This is a genomic window from Pseudomonas sp. PvP100 (genome assembly GCF_017833055.1).
Lineage (GTDB): Bacteria > Pseudomonadota > Gammaproteobacteria > Pseudomonadales > Pseudomonadaceae > Aquipseudomonas > Aquipseudomonas syringae.
This window is the reverse complement of the sequence record NZ_JAFIBO010000001.1, coordinates 4,223,694-4,240,914: the sequence shown is the minus strand read 5'-3', so window position 1 is coordinate 4,240,914 and position 17,221 is coordinate 4,223,694. Positions and strand designations below refer to the sequence as shown.

The 17,221-nt window shown below is 61.2% G+C and carries 14 protein-coding genes; 6 read left to right on the top strand and 8 right to left on the bottom strand.

The genetic code is table 11. The annotated features are described in order from the left end of the window. Positions 1-11 precede the first annotated feature (11 nt). The 5 genes from ptsP (at position 12) to JOE39_RS18160 (ending at position 5,888) form a co-directional block, all read left to right on the top strand. A complete protein-coding gene (gene ptsP / locus JOE39_RS18180; protein WP_003427436.1) occupies positions 12-2,291 on the top strand; it encodes a phosphoenolpyruvate--protein phosphotransferase in 2,280 nt (759 codons plus the stop codon). A gap of 586 nt (positions 2,292-2,877) precedes the next feature. Further along, positions 2,878-3,690: a prolipoprotein diacylglyceryl transferase gene (gene lgt, locus JOE39_RS18175; protein ID WP_003343867.1), complete on the top strand. Its 813-nt coding sequence runs from the start codon at positions 2,878-2,880 to the stop codon at positions 3,688-3,690. Between the two features lie 52 nt (positions 3,691-3,742). After that, entirely contained in the window at positions 3,743-4,714 is a 972-nt protein-coding gene (locus JOE39_RS18170) for a thymidylate synthase (RefSeq protein WP_002555742.1), read from the top strand. A gap of 76 nt (positions 4,715-4,790) precedes the next feature. After that, positions 4,791-4,988 (top strand): hypothetical protein, encoded by a 198-nt coding sequence (locus JOE39_RS18165; protein WP_003343866.1) that lies wholly within the window; start codon positions 4,791-4,793, stop codon positions 4,986-4,988. A 3-nt stretch (positions 4,989-4,991) separates the two neighbouring features. Then, positions 4,992-5,888: a hypothetical protein gene (locus JOE39_RS18160; protein WP_210078522.1), complete on the top strand. Its 897-nt coding sequence runs from the start codon at positions 4,992-4,994 to the stop codon at positions 5,886-5,888. Between the two features lie 21 nt (positions 5,889-5,909). Here JOE39_RS18160 and cadR read toward each other — a convergent pair whose 3' ends face one another. Next, the gene (gene cadR / locus JOE39_RS18155) at positions 5,910-6,356 is read right to left on the bottom strand and encodes a Cd(II)/Pb(II)-responsive transcriptional regulator (RefSeq protein WP_003420159.1); all 447 of its coding nucleotides are present in this window, start codon (positions 6,354-6,356) and stop codon (positions 5,910-5,912) included. 86 nt (positions 6,357-6,442) lie between these two features. Here cadR and JOE39_RS18150 point away from each other — a divergent pair, with 86 nt between their 5' ends. Then, positions 6,443-8,701, top strand: a complete 2,259-nt coding sequence (locus JOE39_RS18150) for a heavy metal translocating P-type ATPase (RefSeq protein ID WP_024664066.1) — start codon at positions 6,443-6,445, stop codon at positions 8,699-8,701. Between the two features lie 116 nt (positions 8,702-8,817). Here the strand turns inward: JOE39_RS18150 and hutG are convergent, their stop codons facing one another. From hutG to JOE39_RS18115, 7 genes are all read right to left on the bottom strand, one after another. Further along, positions 8,818-9,618 (bottom strand): N-formylglutamate deformylase, encoded by an 801-nt coding sequence (gene hutG / locus JOE39_RS18145; RefSeq protein ID WP_024649449.1) that lies wholly within the window; start codon positions 9,616-9,618, stop codon positions 8,818-8,820. Positions 9,619-9,629: 11 nt separating this feature from the next. Further along, positions 9,630-10,835 carry an imidazolonepropionase gene (gene hutI / locus JOE39_RS18140; protein ID WP_024683385.1) on the bottom strand — a complete coding sequence of 402 codons (1,206 nt, stop codon included), beginning with the start codon at positions 10,833-10,835 and terminating at the stop codon, positions 9,630-9,632. 15 nt (positions 10,836-10,850) lie between these two features. Next, on the bottom strand, positions 10,851-12,227 hold the full coding sequence (locus JOE39_RS18135) for an amino acid permease (protein WP_003426903.1): 1,377 nt from the start codon (positions 12,225-12,227) through the stop codon (positions 10,851-10,853). A 102-nt stretch (positions 12,228-12,329) separates the two neighbouring features. Next, complete coding sequence (hutH, locus tag JOE39_RS18130; protein ID WP_016569241.1) at positions 12,330-13,877, bottom strand: histidine ammonia-lyase; 1,548 nt, start codon at positions 13,875-13,877, stop codon at positions 12,330-12,332. Between the two features lie 54 nt (positions 13,878-13,931). Continuing rightward, positions 13,932-15,473 carry a histidine ammonia-lyase gene (gene hutH / locus JOE39_RS18125; protein ID WP_003413483.1) on the bottom strand — a complete coding sequence of 514 codons (1,542 nt, stop codon included), beginning with the start codon at positions 15,471-15,473 and terminating at the stop codon, positions 13,932-13,934. A 12-nt stretch (positions 15,474-15,485) separates the two neighbouring features. Next, positions 15,486-16,316 (bottom strand): glycine betaine/L-proline ABC transporter ATP-binding protein, encoded by an 831-nt coding sequence (locus tag JOE39_RS18120; protein WP_003396818.1) that lies wholly within the window; start codon positions 16,314-16,316, stop codon positions 15,486-15,488. Continuing rightward, positions 16,313-17,164 (bottom strand): proline/glycine betaine ABC transporter permease, encoded by an 852-nt coding sequence (locus JOE39_RS18115; RefSeq protein ID WP_003343849.1) that lies wholly within the window; start codon positions 17,162-17,164, stop codon positions 16,313-16,315. Before JOE39_RS18115 ends, JOE39_RS18120 begins: the two co-directional genes overlap by 4 nt. Positions 17,165-17,221: the final 57 nt, after the last annotated feature.

Here is a 17,221-nt window from a genome sequence, read left to right as displayed (position 1 = left end):
GACCCCGAGCCATGCTCAATACGCTGCGCAAGATCGTCCAGGAAGTTAACTCCGCCAAGGATCTCAAGGCGGCGTTGGGCATTATTGTGTTGCGCGTCAAGGAGGCCATGGGCAGCCAGGTCTGCTCGGTCTACCTGCTCGATGCCGAGGTCAACCGCTTTGTCCTGATGGCCTCCGAAGGCCTCAACAAACGCTCCATCGGCAAAGTCAGCATGGCGCCGAATGAAGGCCTGGTCGGTCTGGTCGGTACGCGCGAAGAACCACTGAATCTCGAAAACGCCGCAGATCACCCTCGTTATCGCTATTTCGCCGAAACCGGTGAAGAACGCTACGCCTCGTTCCTGGGCGCGCCGATCATCCACCACCGGCGCGTGGTCGGCGTATTGGTCATCCAGCAAAAGGAGCGCCGTCAGTTCGACGAGGGCGAAGAAGCCTTCCTGGTCACCATGAGCGCGCAACTGGCGGGCGTTATCGCGCATGCCGAAGCGACCGGCTCGATCCGCGGTCTGGGTCGTCAGGGCAAGGGCATTCAGGAAGCCAAGTTCGTCGGTGTCGCCGGTTCGCCGGGTGCTGCGGTCGGTGTCGCCGTGGTCATGCTGCCGCCTGCCGATCTGGAAGTGGTCCCCGACAAGACCGTCACTGACATCGCCGCCGAACTGGCGTTGTTCCAGAACGCGCTGGAAGGCGTACGCGGTGACATGCGCACCCTGTCAGCCAAGCTGGCCACCCAGTTGCGTCCCGAAGAGCGGGCGCTGTTCGATGTCTACCTGATGATGCTCGACGACGCCTCGCTGGGCAGCGAAGTGACCGACGTCATCAAGACCGGCCAATGGGCGCAGGGCGCCTTGCGCTCGGTGGTCAGTGAGCACGTCAAACGTTTCGAACTGATGGACGATGCCTACCTGCGCGAGCGGGCGTCGGACGTCAAGGACCTGGGCCGCCGTCTGCTGGCCTATCTCCAGGAAGCGCGGCAACAGGCGCTGGTCTATCCCGATAACACGATTCTGGTGAGTGAAGAGCTGACCCCGGCCATGCTCGGCGAGGTGCCGGAAGGCAAACTGGTCGGCCTTGTATCGGTTCAGGGTTCCGGCAACTCCCACGTTGCAATTCTGGCGCGGGCCATGGGCATTCCCACGGTCATGGGCCTGGTGGACTTCCCATACTCCAAGGTCGATGGCATCAATCTGGTGGTCGACGGCTATCATGGCGAAGTCTTTACCAACCCCAGCGAAATCATGCGCAAGCAGTTCGGCAAGGTGGTGGAGGAGGAGCGTCAGCTCTCTCAGGGCCTGGATGCCCTGCGCGAATTGCCTTGCGTCACCCTCGACGGGCATCGCATGCCGCTGTGGGTCAACACCGGCCTGCTGGCCGACGTGGCGCGGGCGCAACAGCGTGGCGCCGAAGGGGTGGGCCTGTACCGCACCGAAGTGCCGTTCATGATCAACCAGCGCTTCCCGAGTGAAAAGGAACAGCTGGCGATCTACCGTGAGCAACTGGCCGCCTTCCACCCACTGCCGGTGACCATGCGCAGCCTGGACATCGGTGGCGACAAGTCGCTGTCCTACTTCCCGATCAAGGAAGACAACCCGTTCCTCGGCTGGCGCGGTATTCGCGTCACCCTCGACCACCCGGAAATCTTCCTGGTCCAGACCCGCGCCATGCTCAAGGCCAGCGAGGGCCTGAATAACCTGCGCATTCTGTTGCCGATGATCTCCAGCACCCACGAAGTGGAAGAGGCGCTGCACCTGATCCACCGCGCCTGGGGCGAGGTGCGCGACGAAGGCACTGACGTACCGATGCCGCCGGTGGGCGTCATGATCGAAGTGCCGGCGGCGGTCTACCAGACCCGCGACCTGGCGCGTCAGGTGGACTTCCTCTCGGTCGGCTCCAACGACCTGACCCAGTACCTGCTCGCGGTTGACCGCAACAACCCGCGTGTGGCCGATCTCTATGATTACCTGCACCCGGCAGTGCTTCAGGCGCTGCAAAGCGTTGTGCGTGACGCGCATGCCGAAGGCAAGCCGGTGAGCATCTGCGGCGAAATGGCGGGTGACCCGGCAGCAGCGGTGTTGTTGATGGCGATGGGCTTCGACAGCCTGTCGATGAACGCCACCAACCTGCCGAAAGTGAAATGGATGCTGCGCCAGATCAACCTCAGCAAGGCCAAGGAACTGCTTGCGCAACTGATGACCAACGACAACCCGCAAGTCATCAGCAGCTCCCTGCAACTGGCACTGAAAAACCTCGGCCTGTCGCGGATGATCAACCCGAGCTCGGTCAAAGGGCACTAAGCGCTACTAATGCTTTCGTGAGCAAGCTCACTCCCACAGTGGTACACATTGTCCTCGTAAGCGAACTTGTTCGCGAAGAGGCCGGTACAGACTCCGGGAAATGGGCCGTTTGGACTATTGCCTTCGTGAGCAAGCTCACTCCCACAGGGAGTACACATGCCCCCGTAGGAGCGAACTTGTTCGCGAAGAGGCCGGTACAGGCTTCGGGAAATGGGCCGTTTGGGCTATTGCCTTCGTGAGCAAGCTCACTCCCACAGGGAGCACACATGCCCCCGTAGGAGCGAACTTGTTCGCGAAGAGGCCGGTACAGGCTTCGGGAAATGGGCCGTTTGGGCTATTGCCTTCGTGAGCAAGCTTACACACACGCCTGTTTCAAGACCGGACGCAGAGCGTCCAGAACGGCCTACCACGCGGAGCGTGGGAACGATAACCATACCCAGGCCTTACGGCTGGACACACCAGGCACATCTTTTTTCACTTCGTTCAGGCGGCTTCCATCGGTCGCCGCTAGAGCATCCTGCCGGGCTCCGGTAACATGCGCGCCTGATTCAGTCGCTCGCAAGGGCGTTCCAATTGAGGAGTCGCAATGCTGCCTTACCCGCAGATTGACCCGGTAGCCGTCGCTATCGGCCCGCTGCAAATTCACTGGTACGGTTTGATGTACCTGGTCGGTATCGGCGGCGCTTGGCTGCTCGCGTCGCGTCGTCTGAACAAGTTCGACCCGACCTGGACCAAGGAAAAACTCTCCGACCTGATTTTCTGGCTGGCCATGGGCGTGATTGTCGGTGGGCGGCTGGGCTACGTGCTGTTCTATGACCTGTCGGCCTACATCGCCAACCCGCTGCTGATCTTCGAGGTCTGGAAGGGTGGCATGGCGTTCCACGGCGGCTTTGTCGGCGTAATGATCGCGGCCTGGTGGTTTGGCAAGCGCAACGGCAAAAGCTTCTTCCAGCTGATGGACTTCGTTGCCCCGCTGGTGCCGATCGGCCTGGGTGCCGGGCGTATCGGCAACTTCATCAACGCCGAGCTGTGGGGCAAGCCGACCGATGTGCCGTGGGCCATGGTCTTCCCGCCGTTCAGCGACCCTGCGCAACTGGCGCGTCATCCCTCGCAGCTGTATCAGTTCGCGCTGGAAGGCGTTGCGCTGTTCATCATCCTCAATCTCTACGCCCGCAAGCCGCGTCCGACCATGGCCGTTTCCGGCATGTTCGCGCTGTTCTACGGGATCTTCCGCTTTGTGGTCGAGTTCGTCCGCGTCCCTGACGCCCAGTTGGGTTACCTGGCGTGGGGCTGGGTGACCATGGGGCAGATCCTCAGCCTGCCGATGATCATCGCCGGCCTGTTCCTGATCTGGCTGGCCTACAAGCGCGACCCGTCCGCCAGCAAAGCAGCGGTTTAATACCGAAACGCCGGGTGAAGACGCCCGGCGCGTTCAACAATGCAGGTGATTTATGAAGCAATATCTGGAACTGGTCGCTCATGTGATCAAGCACGGGACCTTGCAAGCCAACCGTACCGGCGTGAACACCATCAGCTTTCCGGGTGCGATGCTGCGTTATGACTTGCAGGAAGGCTTTCCGGCGATCACCACACGGCGCATGGCCTTCAAATCGGCCATCGGCGAGATGGTCGGCTTTCTGCGTGGCGTAAACAACGCCGCCGAATTCCGCGAGTTGGGCTGCAAGGTCTGGGATCAGAACGCCAACGAAAACGCTCAGTGGCTGAACAACCCGTTCCGCAAGGGCGAGGACGATCTGGGCGAAATCTATGGCGTGCAGTGGCGCAAGTGGCCTGCCTACAAGCGTATCGATGCTGGCAATGTCGCGGCCATCGAACTGGCGCTGGGCCAGGGGTATCGTCAGATTGCCGAGTCCGAAGAAGACGGTCAGTCTTTCGTGGTCCTGTACAAGGCCATCGACCAGATTCGCCAGTGCGTCGACACCATCATCAACGACCCGGGCAGCCGGCGGATCCTGTTCCACGGCTGGAACTGCGCACAGCTCGATGAAATGGCCCTGCCGCCGTGCCACCTGCTGTACCAGCTGCACCCGAACCCGCAGACCCGCGAAATCTCGCTGACGCTGTACATCCGCTCCAACGATCTGGGCCTCGGTACGCCGTTCAACCTGACCGAAGGCGCCGCGCTGCTCAGCCTGATCGGCCGCCTGACCGGCTACACGCCGCGCTGGTTCACCTACTTCATCGGCGACGCCCACGTGTACGAAAACCACCTGGACATGCTCAACGAACAGATGACCCGCGAGCCGTACCCGATGCCGAAACTGGTGATCTCCGACCGCGTGCCCGAGTTTGCCAAGACCGGTGTGTACCAGCCTGAATGGCTGGAGCTGATCGAGCCTTCGGACTTCACCCTGGAAGGCTACCAGCACCACCCGGCAATGACGGCGCCGATGGCGGTTTGAGTCCGTACGAGAGCGAATTGAGCGTTGTGCTATAGTTTTGGCGTAAATCCCCTGACCCTGTTCAACGGAATCGACTATGTTTTTCAATCGGATTGGACATCGTAGTGATACGAAGAAGGCTGAAGACGCGGCCCTCATGCAGGCAATCAAGAGCATCGACACTCTTGTGGTAAGGGGTGGTCGCATGTCCATGGACGCCAAAGAAATCGAAGGCTTGGTTCGCTCCTCCCGCGATAAGGCTAAAAAACTGGTCACTCCGCAAGCCGAATCCTGATAAATGGCTTTTTTACTTCTGCTGCCACTACTCGTCAGCGGCTTTTTGGTGTGCCTGAAGGATCCCACCGTTTATTGCAGGCTGCATCGCCATGAAGGCCAGATGCTTTACTTCCTGGTGGGGCGGTATGGTATCTACTGTTTCTTAGCGGCCATGTTTGTTACCGCAGCCCTTGCAGGTCTGTTCTCGCATGATTGGGGCGTGTTTTGCCCAAAATGGGCCCAAACGACGGACGCGACCTCGCCAGTCTGTTTTGCCGTGAACACCGATTTCATGGGCGCTTTAGGTCAAATGGGGCAGGACTTCGACATCACTGGCAGGAATTTTAGCCAGGTGGGCGTGTTCCTTGCCCTGTCGGGTTTACTGACCTTGGCGATGCCAAGCCTCGGAGCTTTTCTTACTGTCAGGATTCTCAAGTGGCAACTGGGCGCGGGTAAAAAAGAAGAAATTGCGGTCTATCTGCTGGGTCAGTCTGTAGATCACAGCCCTATCTGCTCGACGCTTTTCGATGCATTTGTCGACAAGGAAGAAGTGATGATCACGATGGCGGATCGAAAGGTCTACGTCGGTTACATCATGGACGTCGGAGCCCCTACCGAAGTGACGGGTGTGAATCAGGAGATTCTGCTTATCCCGACCGTCAGTGGCTATCGGGACAAGGACACCCTGAAAGTGGTGTACACGACCGATTACCCAAGTGATACACCGCTCAGGCCTATTGGTTTTCGGCAGGAAAATATCGTCTCGATCAGCATCTTCAGCGAGGAGGTACGCGAAGCGTTCAAACGCGTTGATTCTGAGCGGGCGGGTGAAGAGTCAGCGAAAGAGAAAGCTGCCAAGGATCAGCTCGTCAAGGCGATCACTGAGCTTGTGGCGGTGGTGCAGGCCGCGCAGCGCTGAACCAGAGGTCTCAAACCCGTCTCAATGCCCATGACTCCTCCCCACATGTGAAGGCTCGCCCTCTGGCGTTGCCACAGCCCCCGTCACTTCCAGCCTTTCCAGTATCGCGCAATGTTCTGTCGTGCCATCACTGCAGCGGCGGCGCAGGTCGAGCAGTTGTTCCTGGAGCGCCTGTAGGCTCGCGACGCGGGCATTGACGTGTTCGATGTGCTCGTCGATCAGGGCGTTGACGTTTTCGCACTGATCCTGCGGACTGTCGCGCAGGTTGAGAAGGTTGCGGATTTCCTCGAGGGTCATGTCCAGGCTGCGGCAATTGCGGATGAACGACAGGCGCTCCATGTGCGCCTGGGTATACAGCCGGTAATTGCCGTCACTGCGCGCGGGGGCAGGCAGCAGGCCTTCGCGTTCGTAATAGCGGATGGTTTCGACCTGGGTGTCGGTCAGTTTTGCCAGTTCGCCGATTTTCATTTCGACTCATCTCGTTTGAGTGCTTGACCCTATAGTGGCTACAGGGTGTTCACTTGGCAACAAGCAGAATCCTGGAGCCACAACGAATGGGCACGACGATCAAGAATTCCCCCGCACATGACCACGATCATGACCATGATCACGACGAGCACGCGCACGAGCAAAAGCCCGTGGAGCATGCCCATTCGTGCTGCTCCAGCGATGCACAGCCCGCTGTAGTGACCTTTGGCGAAGCGTCTGCAGCGGGTGGTCGTCTGAGCAGCTTCCGTATCGAGGCGATGGATTGCCCCACCGAGCAGACGCTGATCCAGAACAAGCTGGGCAAGCTGGCCGGTGTGCAGAAGCTGGAATTCAACCTGATCAACCGCATGTTGGGCGTCTGGCACGACCTGCCGTCCACCGACCCGATTCGTGAGGCCATCAGTTCGCTAGGCATGCAGGCCGAGCCGGTCGAGGCGGGTGCAGCGTCTACCGAATCGGCGCCGGTGGTGAAGAAACACTGGTGGCCGCTGGCGTTGTCCGGCGTTGCGGCGCTGGGCGCAGAGGTGGTCCATTTTGCATCGCTCGGCCCGACCTGGGTGGTTGCCTTGCTGGCACTGGTGTCGATCTTCAGTTGCGGGCTGACGACCTACAAGAAGGGCTGGATCGCACTCAAGAACTTCAACCTGAACATCAATGCACTGATGAGCATCGCAGTGACCGGCGCCATTCTGATCGGTCAGTGGCCGGAAGCGGCGATGGTGATGTTCCTGTTTACCATTGCCGAGTTGATCGAAGCCAAGTCCCTGGACCGTGCGCGCAATGCGATCAGTGGCCTGATGCAACTGACGCCTGAGCTTGCCACCGTCAAGCAAGCGGATGGCAGTTGGCAGGAAGTTGAAGCCAAAAGCGTCGAACTGGAGGCTATCGTCCGGATCAAGCCCGGCGAGCGTGTCGGGCTTGACGGTGAGGTGGTGTCTGGCAGCTCGACGATTGATCAGGCATCGATTACCGGTGAAAGCCTGCCAGTGGAGAAGACTGTCGGCGACAAGGTTTTCGCGGGCACCATCAACCAGGCCGGTTCGCTGGAGTACCGCGTCACCGCCGCCGCAAACAACTCGACGCTGGCGCGCATCATTCATGCGGTGGAAGCGGCGCAGGGTTCGCGTGCGCCGACCCAGCGCTTTGTCGACAGCTTTTCCCGTATCTATACGCCGGTGGTGTTCGTCGTTGCGTTGGCACTGGCGTTGGTCGCGCCGCTGTTCTTCGGTGGCGAATGGTATGACTGGATCTATCGGGCGCTGGTGCTGCTGGTGGTGGCCTGCCCATGTGCGCTGGTGATTTCCACGCCGGTGACCATCGTCAGCGGTCTGGCAGCGGCGGCGCGCAAGGGTATCTTGATCAAGGGTGGCGTTTATCTGGAAATGGGCGAAAAGCTCGATTATCTGGCGCTGGATAAAACCGGCACGCTGACCCACGGCAAGCCGGTGCAGACTGATTATGTGCCGTTGAACCCTGCTGTCTCCGATAGCGCGCCGGGGATTGCCGCAAGCCTCGCCGGTCGTTCGGATCACCCGGTATCCCAAGCGATTGCCAAGGCCGCCGATGGCAGCCTGACGCTGTATGAAGTCAGCGCGTTCGAGGCGTTGGGTGGCCGCGGTGTGAAAGGCGAGATCAATGGCCAGATGTATCACCTGGGCAACCATCGCCTGGTGGAAGAACTGGGCCTGTGTTCGCCGGAGCTGGAAGCCAGGCTCGATGCGCTGGAAATGCAGGGCAAGACCGTGGTGCTGTTGCTCGATGCCTCTGGCCCGATTGCGCTGTTTGCCGTCGCCGATACGGTGAAGGAGACCAGCCGTGAAGCCATCGCCCAGTTGCACGAGTTGGGCATCAAGACGGTCATGCTGACGGGTGATAACCCACACACGGCCAAGGCGATCGCCGATCAGGTCGGCATCGATGAGGCGCAGGGCAATCTGCTGCCTGCCGACAAGCTCAGTGCGATCGAGGCGCTTTACAGCCGCAATCACCGGGTAGGCATGGTGGGCGACGGTATCAATGATGCCCCTGCGCTGGCCCGTGCGGAGATTGGTTTCGCGATGGCCGCTGCAGGCACCGATACGGCTATCGAGACGGCAGATGTCGCCCTGATGGACGATGATCTGCGCAAGATCCCAACGTTCATTGCGCTTTCACGCCGGACATCGGCGGTGCTGAAACAGAACATTGTGTTGGCCATTGTGACCAAGGTGCTGTTCATCGGTATCACCTTCGCGGGCCTGGCGACCATGTGGATGGCGGTGTTTGCCGACATGGGCGTGAGCTTGCTGGTGGTGTTCAACGGCTTGCGGTTGCTCAAAAAGTGATCAGGCGGGAATCTTGAAGGGCGGACGCGGAGCGTCCGGAACTGCATTCCCACGCGGAGCATGGGAACGATAATCGTGGCCACCGGCTATCGCTCCACGCTCTGCGTCCGACGTTGTCAGCCGAAGCGCTCTTGTCCCCAGGCAATGAAGGTTTCCAGCAGTGGCTTGAGCACGGCGCGGGTCGGCTCGGCCAGGTCCGGGCGGTAGTGGAAGGGCACGAATTCGTCCATGTAGGTGCTTTGTGCCAGCTCCAGCTGTACGGCGTGGATGTTATTGGCCGGGTCGCCATAGTGGCGGGTGATGTGGCCGCCCTTGAAGCGTCCGTTCAACACATGGCTGTAGTCCTTGGCCGCTGCGCAGACCTGCTCCATTCGGCTGGCCAGCTCCGGGTCGCAACTTGCGCCATTGAAGGTGCCCAGGTTGAAGTCCGGCAGGCGGCCATCGAACAGGTGCGGAATATGGCCGCGAATCGAGTGGGCGTCGAACAGCAGCGCATAACCGAACTCGTTACGCATGCGCTGCAGTTCCTGCTCCAGCGTCTGGTGATACGGCATCCAGATCTGCTCCAGATACTGCGCCCGCTCCTCGGCGCTGGGCGTCTGGCCGTCCTTGAACAGTGGCACGCCATCGAACAGGATCGACGGAAACAGGCCGGTGGTCGCACCTGCGTACATGGGCTTGTCGTCAGCGGGCCGGTTGAGGTCGATGACAAAGCGCGAGTATTCGGCAGCCAGCGTGCTGGCGCCCAATTCGGCGGCGAAGTCATACAGACGCGGAATGTGCCAGTCGGTGTCCGGCAGGCTCAAGGCTTCGTCCACCAGCGCGGCTTCGACCACCGGGGTCAGTTTCAGACCGGCATGCGGCATGCTGATCAGCAGCGGAATGCGGCCACGCTTGAATGTCAGAACGTTATCCACAGGGCTCTCCTTCAGATCGATGATTCGACGCCGTGGCGCACGATGCGTTTGTCCAGATCGCCGCCCAGCCAGTAGGCCAGATCAGCCGGTCGTTCGATGTTCCAGGCGACGAAATCCGCGACCTTGCCGACCTCCAGCGAGCCGTGGGTCGCGCTCATGCCCAATGCTTTGGCGGCATTGAACGTCACGCCCGCCAGTGCTTCTTCGGGCGTCATGCGAAACAGCGTGCAGGCCATGTTCAGCATCAGGCGCAATGACAGGCCCGGCGACGTGCCAGGGTTGAGGTCGGTGGCAATCGCAATCGGTACGCCGTGCTTGCGCAGCGCGTCCATCGGCGGCAGTTGTGTTTCGCGCAGGAAGTAAAACGCGCCCGGCAGCAGCACCGCGACGGTTCCGGCAGCGGCCATGGCGATGGCGTCGTCTTCGGTCATGAACTCCAGATGATCCGCCGACAGCGCCTTGTAGCGCGCAGCCAGGCTCGATCCGCCTAATGACGACAGCTGCTCGGCATGCAGTTTGACCGGCAGCGCCAACTGCCCCGCGGTAATGAACACCTGCTCGACCTGCGCAGGCGAAAACGCCAGGTATTCACAGAAAGCATCTACTGCATCGACCAGCCCTTCGGCTGCCAGTGCCGGGAGCATGTCGTTGCAGATGTGGTTGATGTAATCGTCTGCGCGGTCGGCGTATTCCGGTGGCAGCGCATGGGCGGCCAGGCAGGTGGCGCGCACGGTGACGGGCTGGGTGTTGCCCAGACGCCGGATCACCCGCAGGATCTTGCGCTCGTTTTCCAGGTCCAGCCCGTAGCCCGACTTCATCTCGACGGTCGTGACGCCGTCTTTCAGCAGATGCCGCAAACGGCGCTCGGCACTGGCGTACAGCTCATCCTCGCTGGCGTCGCGCGTCGCACGCACCGTGCTGGCAATACCGCCGCCCGCTGCGGCGATCTCGGCGTAGCTCACGCCCTGTAAACGCTGTTCGAACTCGCCGCTGCGGTTGCCGCCGAACACCGTATGGGTGTGACAATCGATCAGGCCGGGCGTGACCCATGCACCGCCCAGATCGATGCAGTTGTCATGTTCCGGCTCGGCCAGCTCGGCCTGAGGCCCGATCCACTCGATGAGCGCTCCGGAGGTCACGATGGCGGCATGCTCGATGATCGAGTATTTGCCGTGCGCCATGCTTGCGATGTGACAGTTTTTCCAGAGCGTTTTCATTCCAGGCCTCGTTGATCAATGAGTGTTGTTGAGCGCCTTGGGCTTGACCCACACAGCGTAGGCGATGAGCAGCAGCACGATCCAGATTGCGCCGACGATCAAGGCTGCACGGTTGTCCGGGAAGTAGCCCAGCACGCCGAAGATGAACAGCATGAAGGCGATGGCGGCCGCAGGCCCGTAAGGCCAGAACGGCACGGCGAATTTCAGCTGTGCCGCTTCCTCGCGGTTCATCGAGCGGCGCATCGCGACCTGCGTCAGCAGAATCATCAGCCAGACCCACACGGTGGCGAAGGTGGCCAGCGAAGCGATCAGCAGAAACACATCCTTGGGGATCAGGTAGTTGAGCAGCACGCCGCCCAGCAACGCGATGCCCATGACCAGCACGGTCATCCACGGCACGCCATGGCGCGACACGCGGGCAAAACTGGCGGGCGCCTGACCTTCACGGGCCAGGCCATACATCATGCGGCCTGCGCCGAAGATGTCGCTGTTGATCGCCGACACGGCCGCCGAGATCACCACGATGTTGAGGATGGTCGCCGCCGAAGCGATGCCCAGGTTGTCGAAAATCTGCACGAACGGGCTGCCCTGCGTGCCGATCTGCGGCCACGGGTAGATGCACATCAGCACGAACAGTGTCAGCACGTAGAACAGCAGAATGCGCAGCGGCACGGCATTGATCGCTTGCGGCAGGCTGCGCTGCGGGTCCTTCGCTTCGCCTGCGGTAATGCCGATGATTTCGATGCCGCCGAAGGCAAACATCACCACTGCGAACGAGGCGATCAGACCGGTGACGCCGTTGGGCATGAAGCCGCCATGCGCCCACAGGTTGCTGATGCCGATTTCGCTGCCGCTGGCCGAGCTGCCGATACCGAAGATCATGATGCCGAAGCCTGCGACGATCATCGCCACGATGGCGCTGACTTTGAGGATCGACAGCCAGAACTCGGTTTCACCAAAGACTTTCACGTTGCACAGGTTGAGCGCGCCGATCAGAAAGACGATGCCCAGCACCCAGATCCAGCGGGGTACTTCCGGAAACCAGAAGCCCATGTAGATGCCGAATGCGGTCACGTCGGCGAGGCAGACGATGATCATCTCGAACGCGTAGGTCCAGCCGAGCACGAAGCCGGCCAGCGGGCCCATATAGCGGGTGGCGTAATGGCTGAACGAACCGGACACCGGGTCGTGGACCGCCATTTCGCCGAGCGCGCGCATCACCATGTACACCGCCGCGCCGCCGATCAGGTAAGCCAGCAGTACGGCAGGCCCGGCCTGTTGAATCGCCGAGGCCGAGCCGTAGAACAACCCTGTACCGATGGCAGAGCCCAGGGCCATGAAGCGGATGTGGCGGGCGGATAACCCGCGTTTCAAACCATCTTGTGACGTCATTTCAGGTCCATTTCATTACAGGTATGGCAATAGCTGCGAGAACGCCTGCATCCGGCATCCCGCAGCGATGACCAAAGCGAGCCCTGCCAGGCTCGCGGTGCATCACAGACTGGGTAGCAGACGTGCAGGAACCAACGGGTTCAGGCAAGTGGAGGACAACAGCTGACTGGCAGCTTCGATGTCCGGTGCAAAAAAGCGGTCCTTTTCATAGAACGGGACCTTGCTGCGCAACAGGCTGCGGGCTTGCTCCAGCTTCGGAGAGGTTTTCAGGCCCTCACGCAAGTCCAGACCCTGGCAGGCAGCCAACCATTCTACGGCAAGAATCCCGCGAACGTTTTCTGCCATTTCCCATAAACGCTTGCCGGCGGCCGGGGCCATCGACACATGGTCTTCCTGATTGGCCGAGGTCGGCAGGCTGTCGACACTGTGCGGGTGGGCCAATGCCTTGTTTTCACTGGCCAGTGCGGCGGCGGTCACCTGCGCGATCATGAACCCGGAATTGACGCCGCCGTTGGCCACCAGAAAAGGCGGCAACTGCGACATGTGCTTGTCCATCATCAGCGAAATGCGTCTTTCGCTGAGCGAGCCGATCTCGGCGATGGCCAGCGCGAGGTTGTCCGCCGCCATGGCGACCGGCTCGGCGTGAAAATTGCCACCGGATATGACGTCGTTCTCGGCGGCGAACACCAGCGGGTTGTCGGACACCGCGTTGGCTTCGATTTCCAGCACCTCGGCGGCCTGACGCAGTTGGGTCAGGCATGCGCCCATGACCTGTGGCTGGCAGCGCAACGAGTAAGGGTCCTGAACCTTGTCGCAGTTGCGGTGCGACTCGGATACGCCACTGCTTTCGCCCAGCAGGTCTCGGTAGCAGGCCGCCGCGTCGATCTGTCCGCGCTGTCCGCGTGCGGCATGAATGCGCGCGTCGAAGGGCGAGCGCGAACCCAGTACCGCTTCAACCGTCAGCGAGCCGCAGGTCAGAGCCGCCGCGAACAGATCTTCGCCTTCGAACAGGCCGCGCAATGCGTAGGCGCTAGACACTTGCGTGCCGTTGAGCAGTGCCAGCCCTTCCTTGGCCGCCAGGGTCAGCGGTTGCAGCCCGGCAGCCGCCAGTGCATCGACGCCGTTGAGCCATTCGCCCTTGTAGCGCGCCTTGCCTTCGCCCAGCAGCACCAGGGACATGTGCGCCAGCGGTGCCAGGTCACCGGAAGCGCCGACCGAGCCCTTGAGCGGAATATGCGGGTAGACCTGGGCATTGATCAGCGCAATCAGGGCGTCGATGACCACGCGCCGAATGCCCGAGAAGCCGCGGCTCAGGCTGTTGACCTTGAGCACCATGATCAGACGCACCAGCTCATCGCTGATCGGCTGACCGACACCGGCCGCATGCGACAGCACCAGCGAACGCTGCAGGTTTTCCAGGTCTTCGCTGGCAATCCGCGTCGAAGCCAGCAGGCCGAAGCCGGTGTTGATGCCGTAGGCGGTGCGGTTCTCGGCCAGAATGCGCTCGACACAGGCGACGCTGTCGTCGATCTGCTGGTCTGCGCTGCTGTCCAGCGTCAGGCTGACCGGCTGCAGATAAATATCGCGCAGTTGCGCCAGGGTCAGTTGGCCGGGGATCAGGTTCAGCGTCTTGGCAGATAAGGTGGTCACGATGCTGCTACTCCTTGATGAATGTCAGCGACGGCTTGTGGCCATACGCTGTTTTTATAGGCCTGCCGCGTTGTTACGGCAGTGCTGGAAAACCCTTTCCAGCGACGCTTCGTCTTTGATCAGGGCCGCGCTGCTGGCGATGTCCGGAGCCAGCCAGCGGTCTTCGTCATAGGCCGGGATGCGCTCGCGCAGCAGTCGCCACGCGGCACCGGTGCCCACGCCAAAACCCTGTGTCTTGAGAAATTCGAATGCCTGGGCCGCGAGCAAATACTCGATGGCCAGAATCTGCGTGGTATTGCCCAGTACCTTGTGCAGCTTGAGCGCAGCGCTGGTGCCCAGGCTCAGGTGGTCTTCTTGCAGACCGGAGGTCACGTAGTTGTCGACCACGGCCGGTTGCGCCATTTGGCGGTTTTCCGCGCACAGCGAAGCGGCGACGTACTGGACGATCATCATTCCCGAGTTGACCCCCGGCTGGGTGACCAAAAACGCCGGCAGGCCGCTGACCATCGGGTTGATCAGGCGGTCCAGGCGTCGTTCGGCGATCGAGCCCAGCTCGGCCATCGCCATGCACAGCAGGTCTGCCGCCATGGCCACCGACTGGCCGTGTGGATTGGCCTGGGACACCACCCGGAAAGCCTCGGGCGTGCCGAGCAGCAGCGGATTATCGGTGACTGAATTGAGCTCGATCTCGACCTGGCGAGTGGCGTGAGCCAGTTGGTCGCGCGTGGCGCCATGCACCTGGGGAATCGAACGAATACTCAGCGCATCCTGGGTACGAATGCCTTCGCTGCTGGCGAGCACTTCGCTGCCGGCCAGCAAAGTGCGCAGGTTCTTGCCCACCTGTTGCATGCCCGGATGCGGCTTGAGGGCGAGGATGCTTGCATCGAACGCGTCCAGCTGGCCGCGCAGGGCTTCGAAGCTCATCGCGCCGATTACGTCGGCCCATTGGCTCAGGCGCTCGGCATCGGCAATGGCCAGACAGCTCAGGCCGGTCATGCACGGTGTGCCGTTGACCAGGCACAATCCGTCCTTGGCGCCGAGGATAACCGGAGCCAGACCTTCTTCATTCAGGGCCTGCTCGGCCGGGACGATCTGCCCGCGATAGCTGACCTGGCCGATGCCCAGCAACGCAACACCGACGTGCGCCATGTGCGTCAGGTAACCCACCGAGCCCTGCGCCGGTACTTGCGGCGTGATGCCCCGGTTGAGCAGGGCCAGCAGCGCTTCGACCACTTGCCGGTGAATGCCCGACTTGCCCTGGCTGTAGTTGAGAATCGCGGCGCAGATGATTGCACGGGTCTGCTCGTCGGCCAGTGGCGCACCGACGCCGCAGGCATGGCTGAGCAGGGTATTGCGCGACAGACGACTGAGCTGGTCGCCTTGCAGTGACACATTGCACAGCGCGCCGAGCCCGGTGTTCACGCCATAGGCACGCTCGCCACTGACGACGATGCGCTGCACGATGGCCTGAGCGTTGTCGATCCGTGCCCAGGCAGCATCCGACAAGGCCAGTTTTGCGCCATGTCGGGCCACGGCGACCACGTCCTGCCATCCCGCAGGTGCTTCACCGATGACGATCTGTTCTGCTCGCGACATCTGCAACGGTCCTTAAAGGGTGGCTACGCGGCGCTGAACGAAACGATCCACGTAATCGTCGGCGGGCGAGTGGAGGATTTCTTTCGGCGTACCGACCTGAATCAATCGCCCGTCCTTGAGGATCGCAATGCGATTGCCGATGCGCACGGCCTCGTCCAGATCGTGGGTAATGAACACGATGGTCTTGTGCAGGCTGGCTTGCAGCTCCAGCAACTGGTCCTGCATCTCGGCGCGGATCAACGGGTCGAGGGCGCTGAATGCTTCGTCCATCAGAATGATGTCGGTATCGGCCGCCAGTGCGCGGGCCAGACCTACACGCTGACGCATGCCGCCGGAAAGCTGGTGCGGGTATTTGTTTTCATAGCCCTTGAGGCCTACGGTGGTGATCCAGTGCTGCGCGCGTTCCTGACACAGCGCCTTGCTCTCGCCACGTACGGTCAGGCCGTAGGCCACGTTGGCCAGCACGGTCTTGTGCGGCAGCAGGCCGAAGCTCTGGAACACCATGCTGATCTTGTGCCGGCGGAATTGGCGCAAAGCCTCCATGTCGTAACGCAGGATGTCTTCGCCATCGACCAGAATCTCGCCGCTGGTGGGGTCGATGAGCCGGTTGAAGTGACGCACCAGCGTCGATTTTCCCGAGCCGGACAGGCCCATGATGACGAAGATTTCGCCGCTGCCGATCGACAGCGACAGGTCGTTGACCCCGACCACGCAGCCTGTCTGGGCCAGCACCTGGTCCTTGCTCTGGTTTTGCTTGATCAGTTGCAGTGCTTCCTTGGAGCGGTTGCCGAAGATCTTGAATACGTTTTTGACGACGATTTTGTTCGGTTCCACGCTGCTCATTTGTGCGCCTCATGCCGTGGGCGGCCATAGGCCTGCGTGATACGGTCGATGACGACCGCCAGAATGACAATAGCCAGGCCCGCTTCCAGCCCGCGCCCGACGTTGAGGGTCTGAATGCCCACCAGAACGTCCTCACCAAGCCCGCGTGCACCGATCATCGAGGCAATCACCACCATCGACAGCGCCATCATGGTGGTCTGGTTGATCCCGGCCATGATGCTCGGCATCGCCAACGGCAGTTGCACACCGAACAGTTGCTGCCAGCGATTGGCGCCGAACGCGTTGATGGCTTCCATCACTTCACCATCCACCTGACGAATGCCCAGATCGGTCAGACGAATCAGCGGCGGCGCGGCGTAAATCACCGTGGCGAAGATCGCCGGAACCTTGCCCAGACCGAACAGCATCAGCACCGGGATCAGGTACACGAAGCTGGGCATGGTCTGCATGATGTCGAGCAGCGGCATAAGCACCGAGCGCAGACGATTGCTGCGTGCCGAAAGGATGCCCAGCGGAATGCCGATCAGCACCGCGATGATCGTGGCGACCAGCATCAGCGCCAGGGTTTGCATCAGCTTGTCCCACAACCCGACCGCACCGACCAGAAACAGCAGGCCGACGATGACCAGCGTCGTGACGATCTTGCGTGTCGCGTGCCAGGCAATGCCGCCGACGATCATCAGCATCAGCCACCACGGCGCCATGCGCAGCAGGCCTTCGAGGTTGACGATGGCCCATAGCAGGGTGTCGGAGATGTGCCGGAACACATCGCCGTACTGCGTGACCAGTGAGTCGACGCCATCGTTGACCCAGTTGGCGATCGAGAAAGTGAAGCTTTCAGGAAACATAAGCGGCTCTCAAATGAGGTGTGTCGGGTCAACGACAGGGCTGTCGAACCGTTCGGT

Bases quoted from the DNA above. Each gene is read 5' to 3' on its own strand.
- ptsP (WP_003427436.1), top strand. From the start codon at position 12: ATGCTCAATACGCTGCGCAAGATCGTCCAGGAAGTTAACTCCGCCAAG.
- lgt (WP_003343867.1), top strand. From the start codon at position 2,878: ATGCTGCCTTACCCGCAGATTGACCCGGTAGCCGTCGCTATCGGCCCG.
- JOE39_RS18170 (WP_002555742.1), top strand. From the start codon at position 3,743: ATGAAGCAATATCTGGAACTGGTCGCTCATGTGATCAAGCACGGGACC.
- JOE39_RS18165 (WP_003343866.1), top strand. From the start codon at position 4,791: ATGTTTTTCAATCGGATTGGACATCGTAGTGATACGAAGAAGGCTGAA.
- JOE39_RS18160 (WP_210078522.1), top strand. From the start codon at position 4,992: ATGGCTTTTTTACTTCTGCTGCCACTACTCGTCAGCGGCTTTTTGGTG.
- cadR (WP_003420159.1), bottom strand. From the start codon at position 6,356: ATGAAAATCGGCGAACTGGCAAAACTGACCGACACCCAGGTCGAAACC.
- JOE39_RS18150 (WP_024664066.1), top strand. From the start codon at position 6,443: ATGGGCACGACGATCAAGAATTCCCCCGCACATGACCACGATCATGAC.
- hutI (WP_024683385.1), bottom strand. From the start codon at position 10,835: ATGAAAACGCTCTGGAAAAACTGTCACATCGCAAGCATGGCGCACGGC.
- JOE39_RS18135 (WP_003426903.1), bottom strand. From the start codon at position 12,227: ATGACGTCACAAGATGGTTTGAAACGCGGGTTATCCGCCCGCCACATC.
- hutH (WP_003413483.1), bottom strand. From the start codon at position 15,473: ATGTCGCGAGCAGAACAGATCGTCATCGGTGAAGCACCTGCGGGATGG.
- JOE39_RS18120 (WP_003396818.1), bottom strand. From the start codon at position 16,316: ATGAGCAGCGTGGAACCGAACAAAATCGTCGTCAAAAACGTATTCAAG.
- JOE39_RS18115 (WP_003343849.1), bottom strand. From the start codon at position 17,164: ATGTTTCCTGAAAGCTTCACTTTCTCGATCGCCAACTGGGTCAACGAT.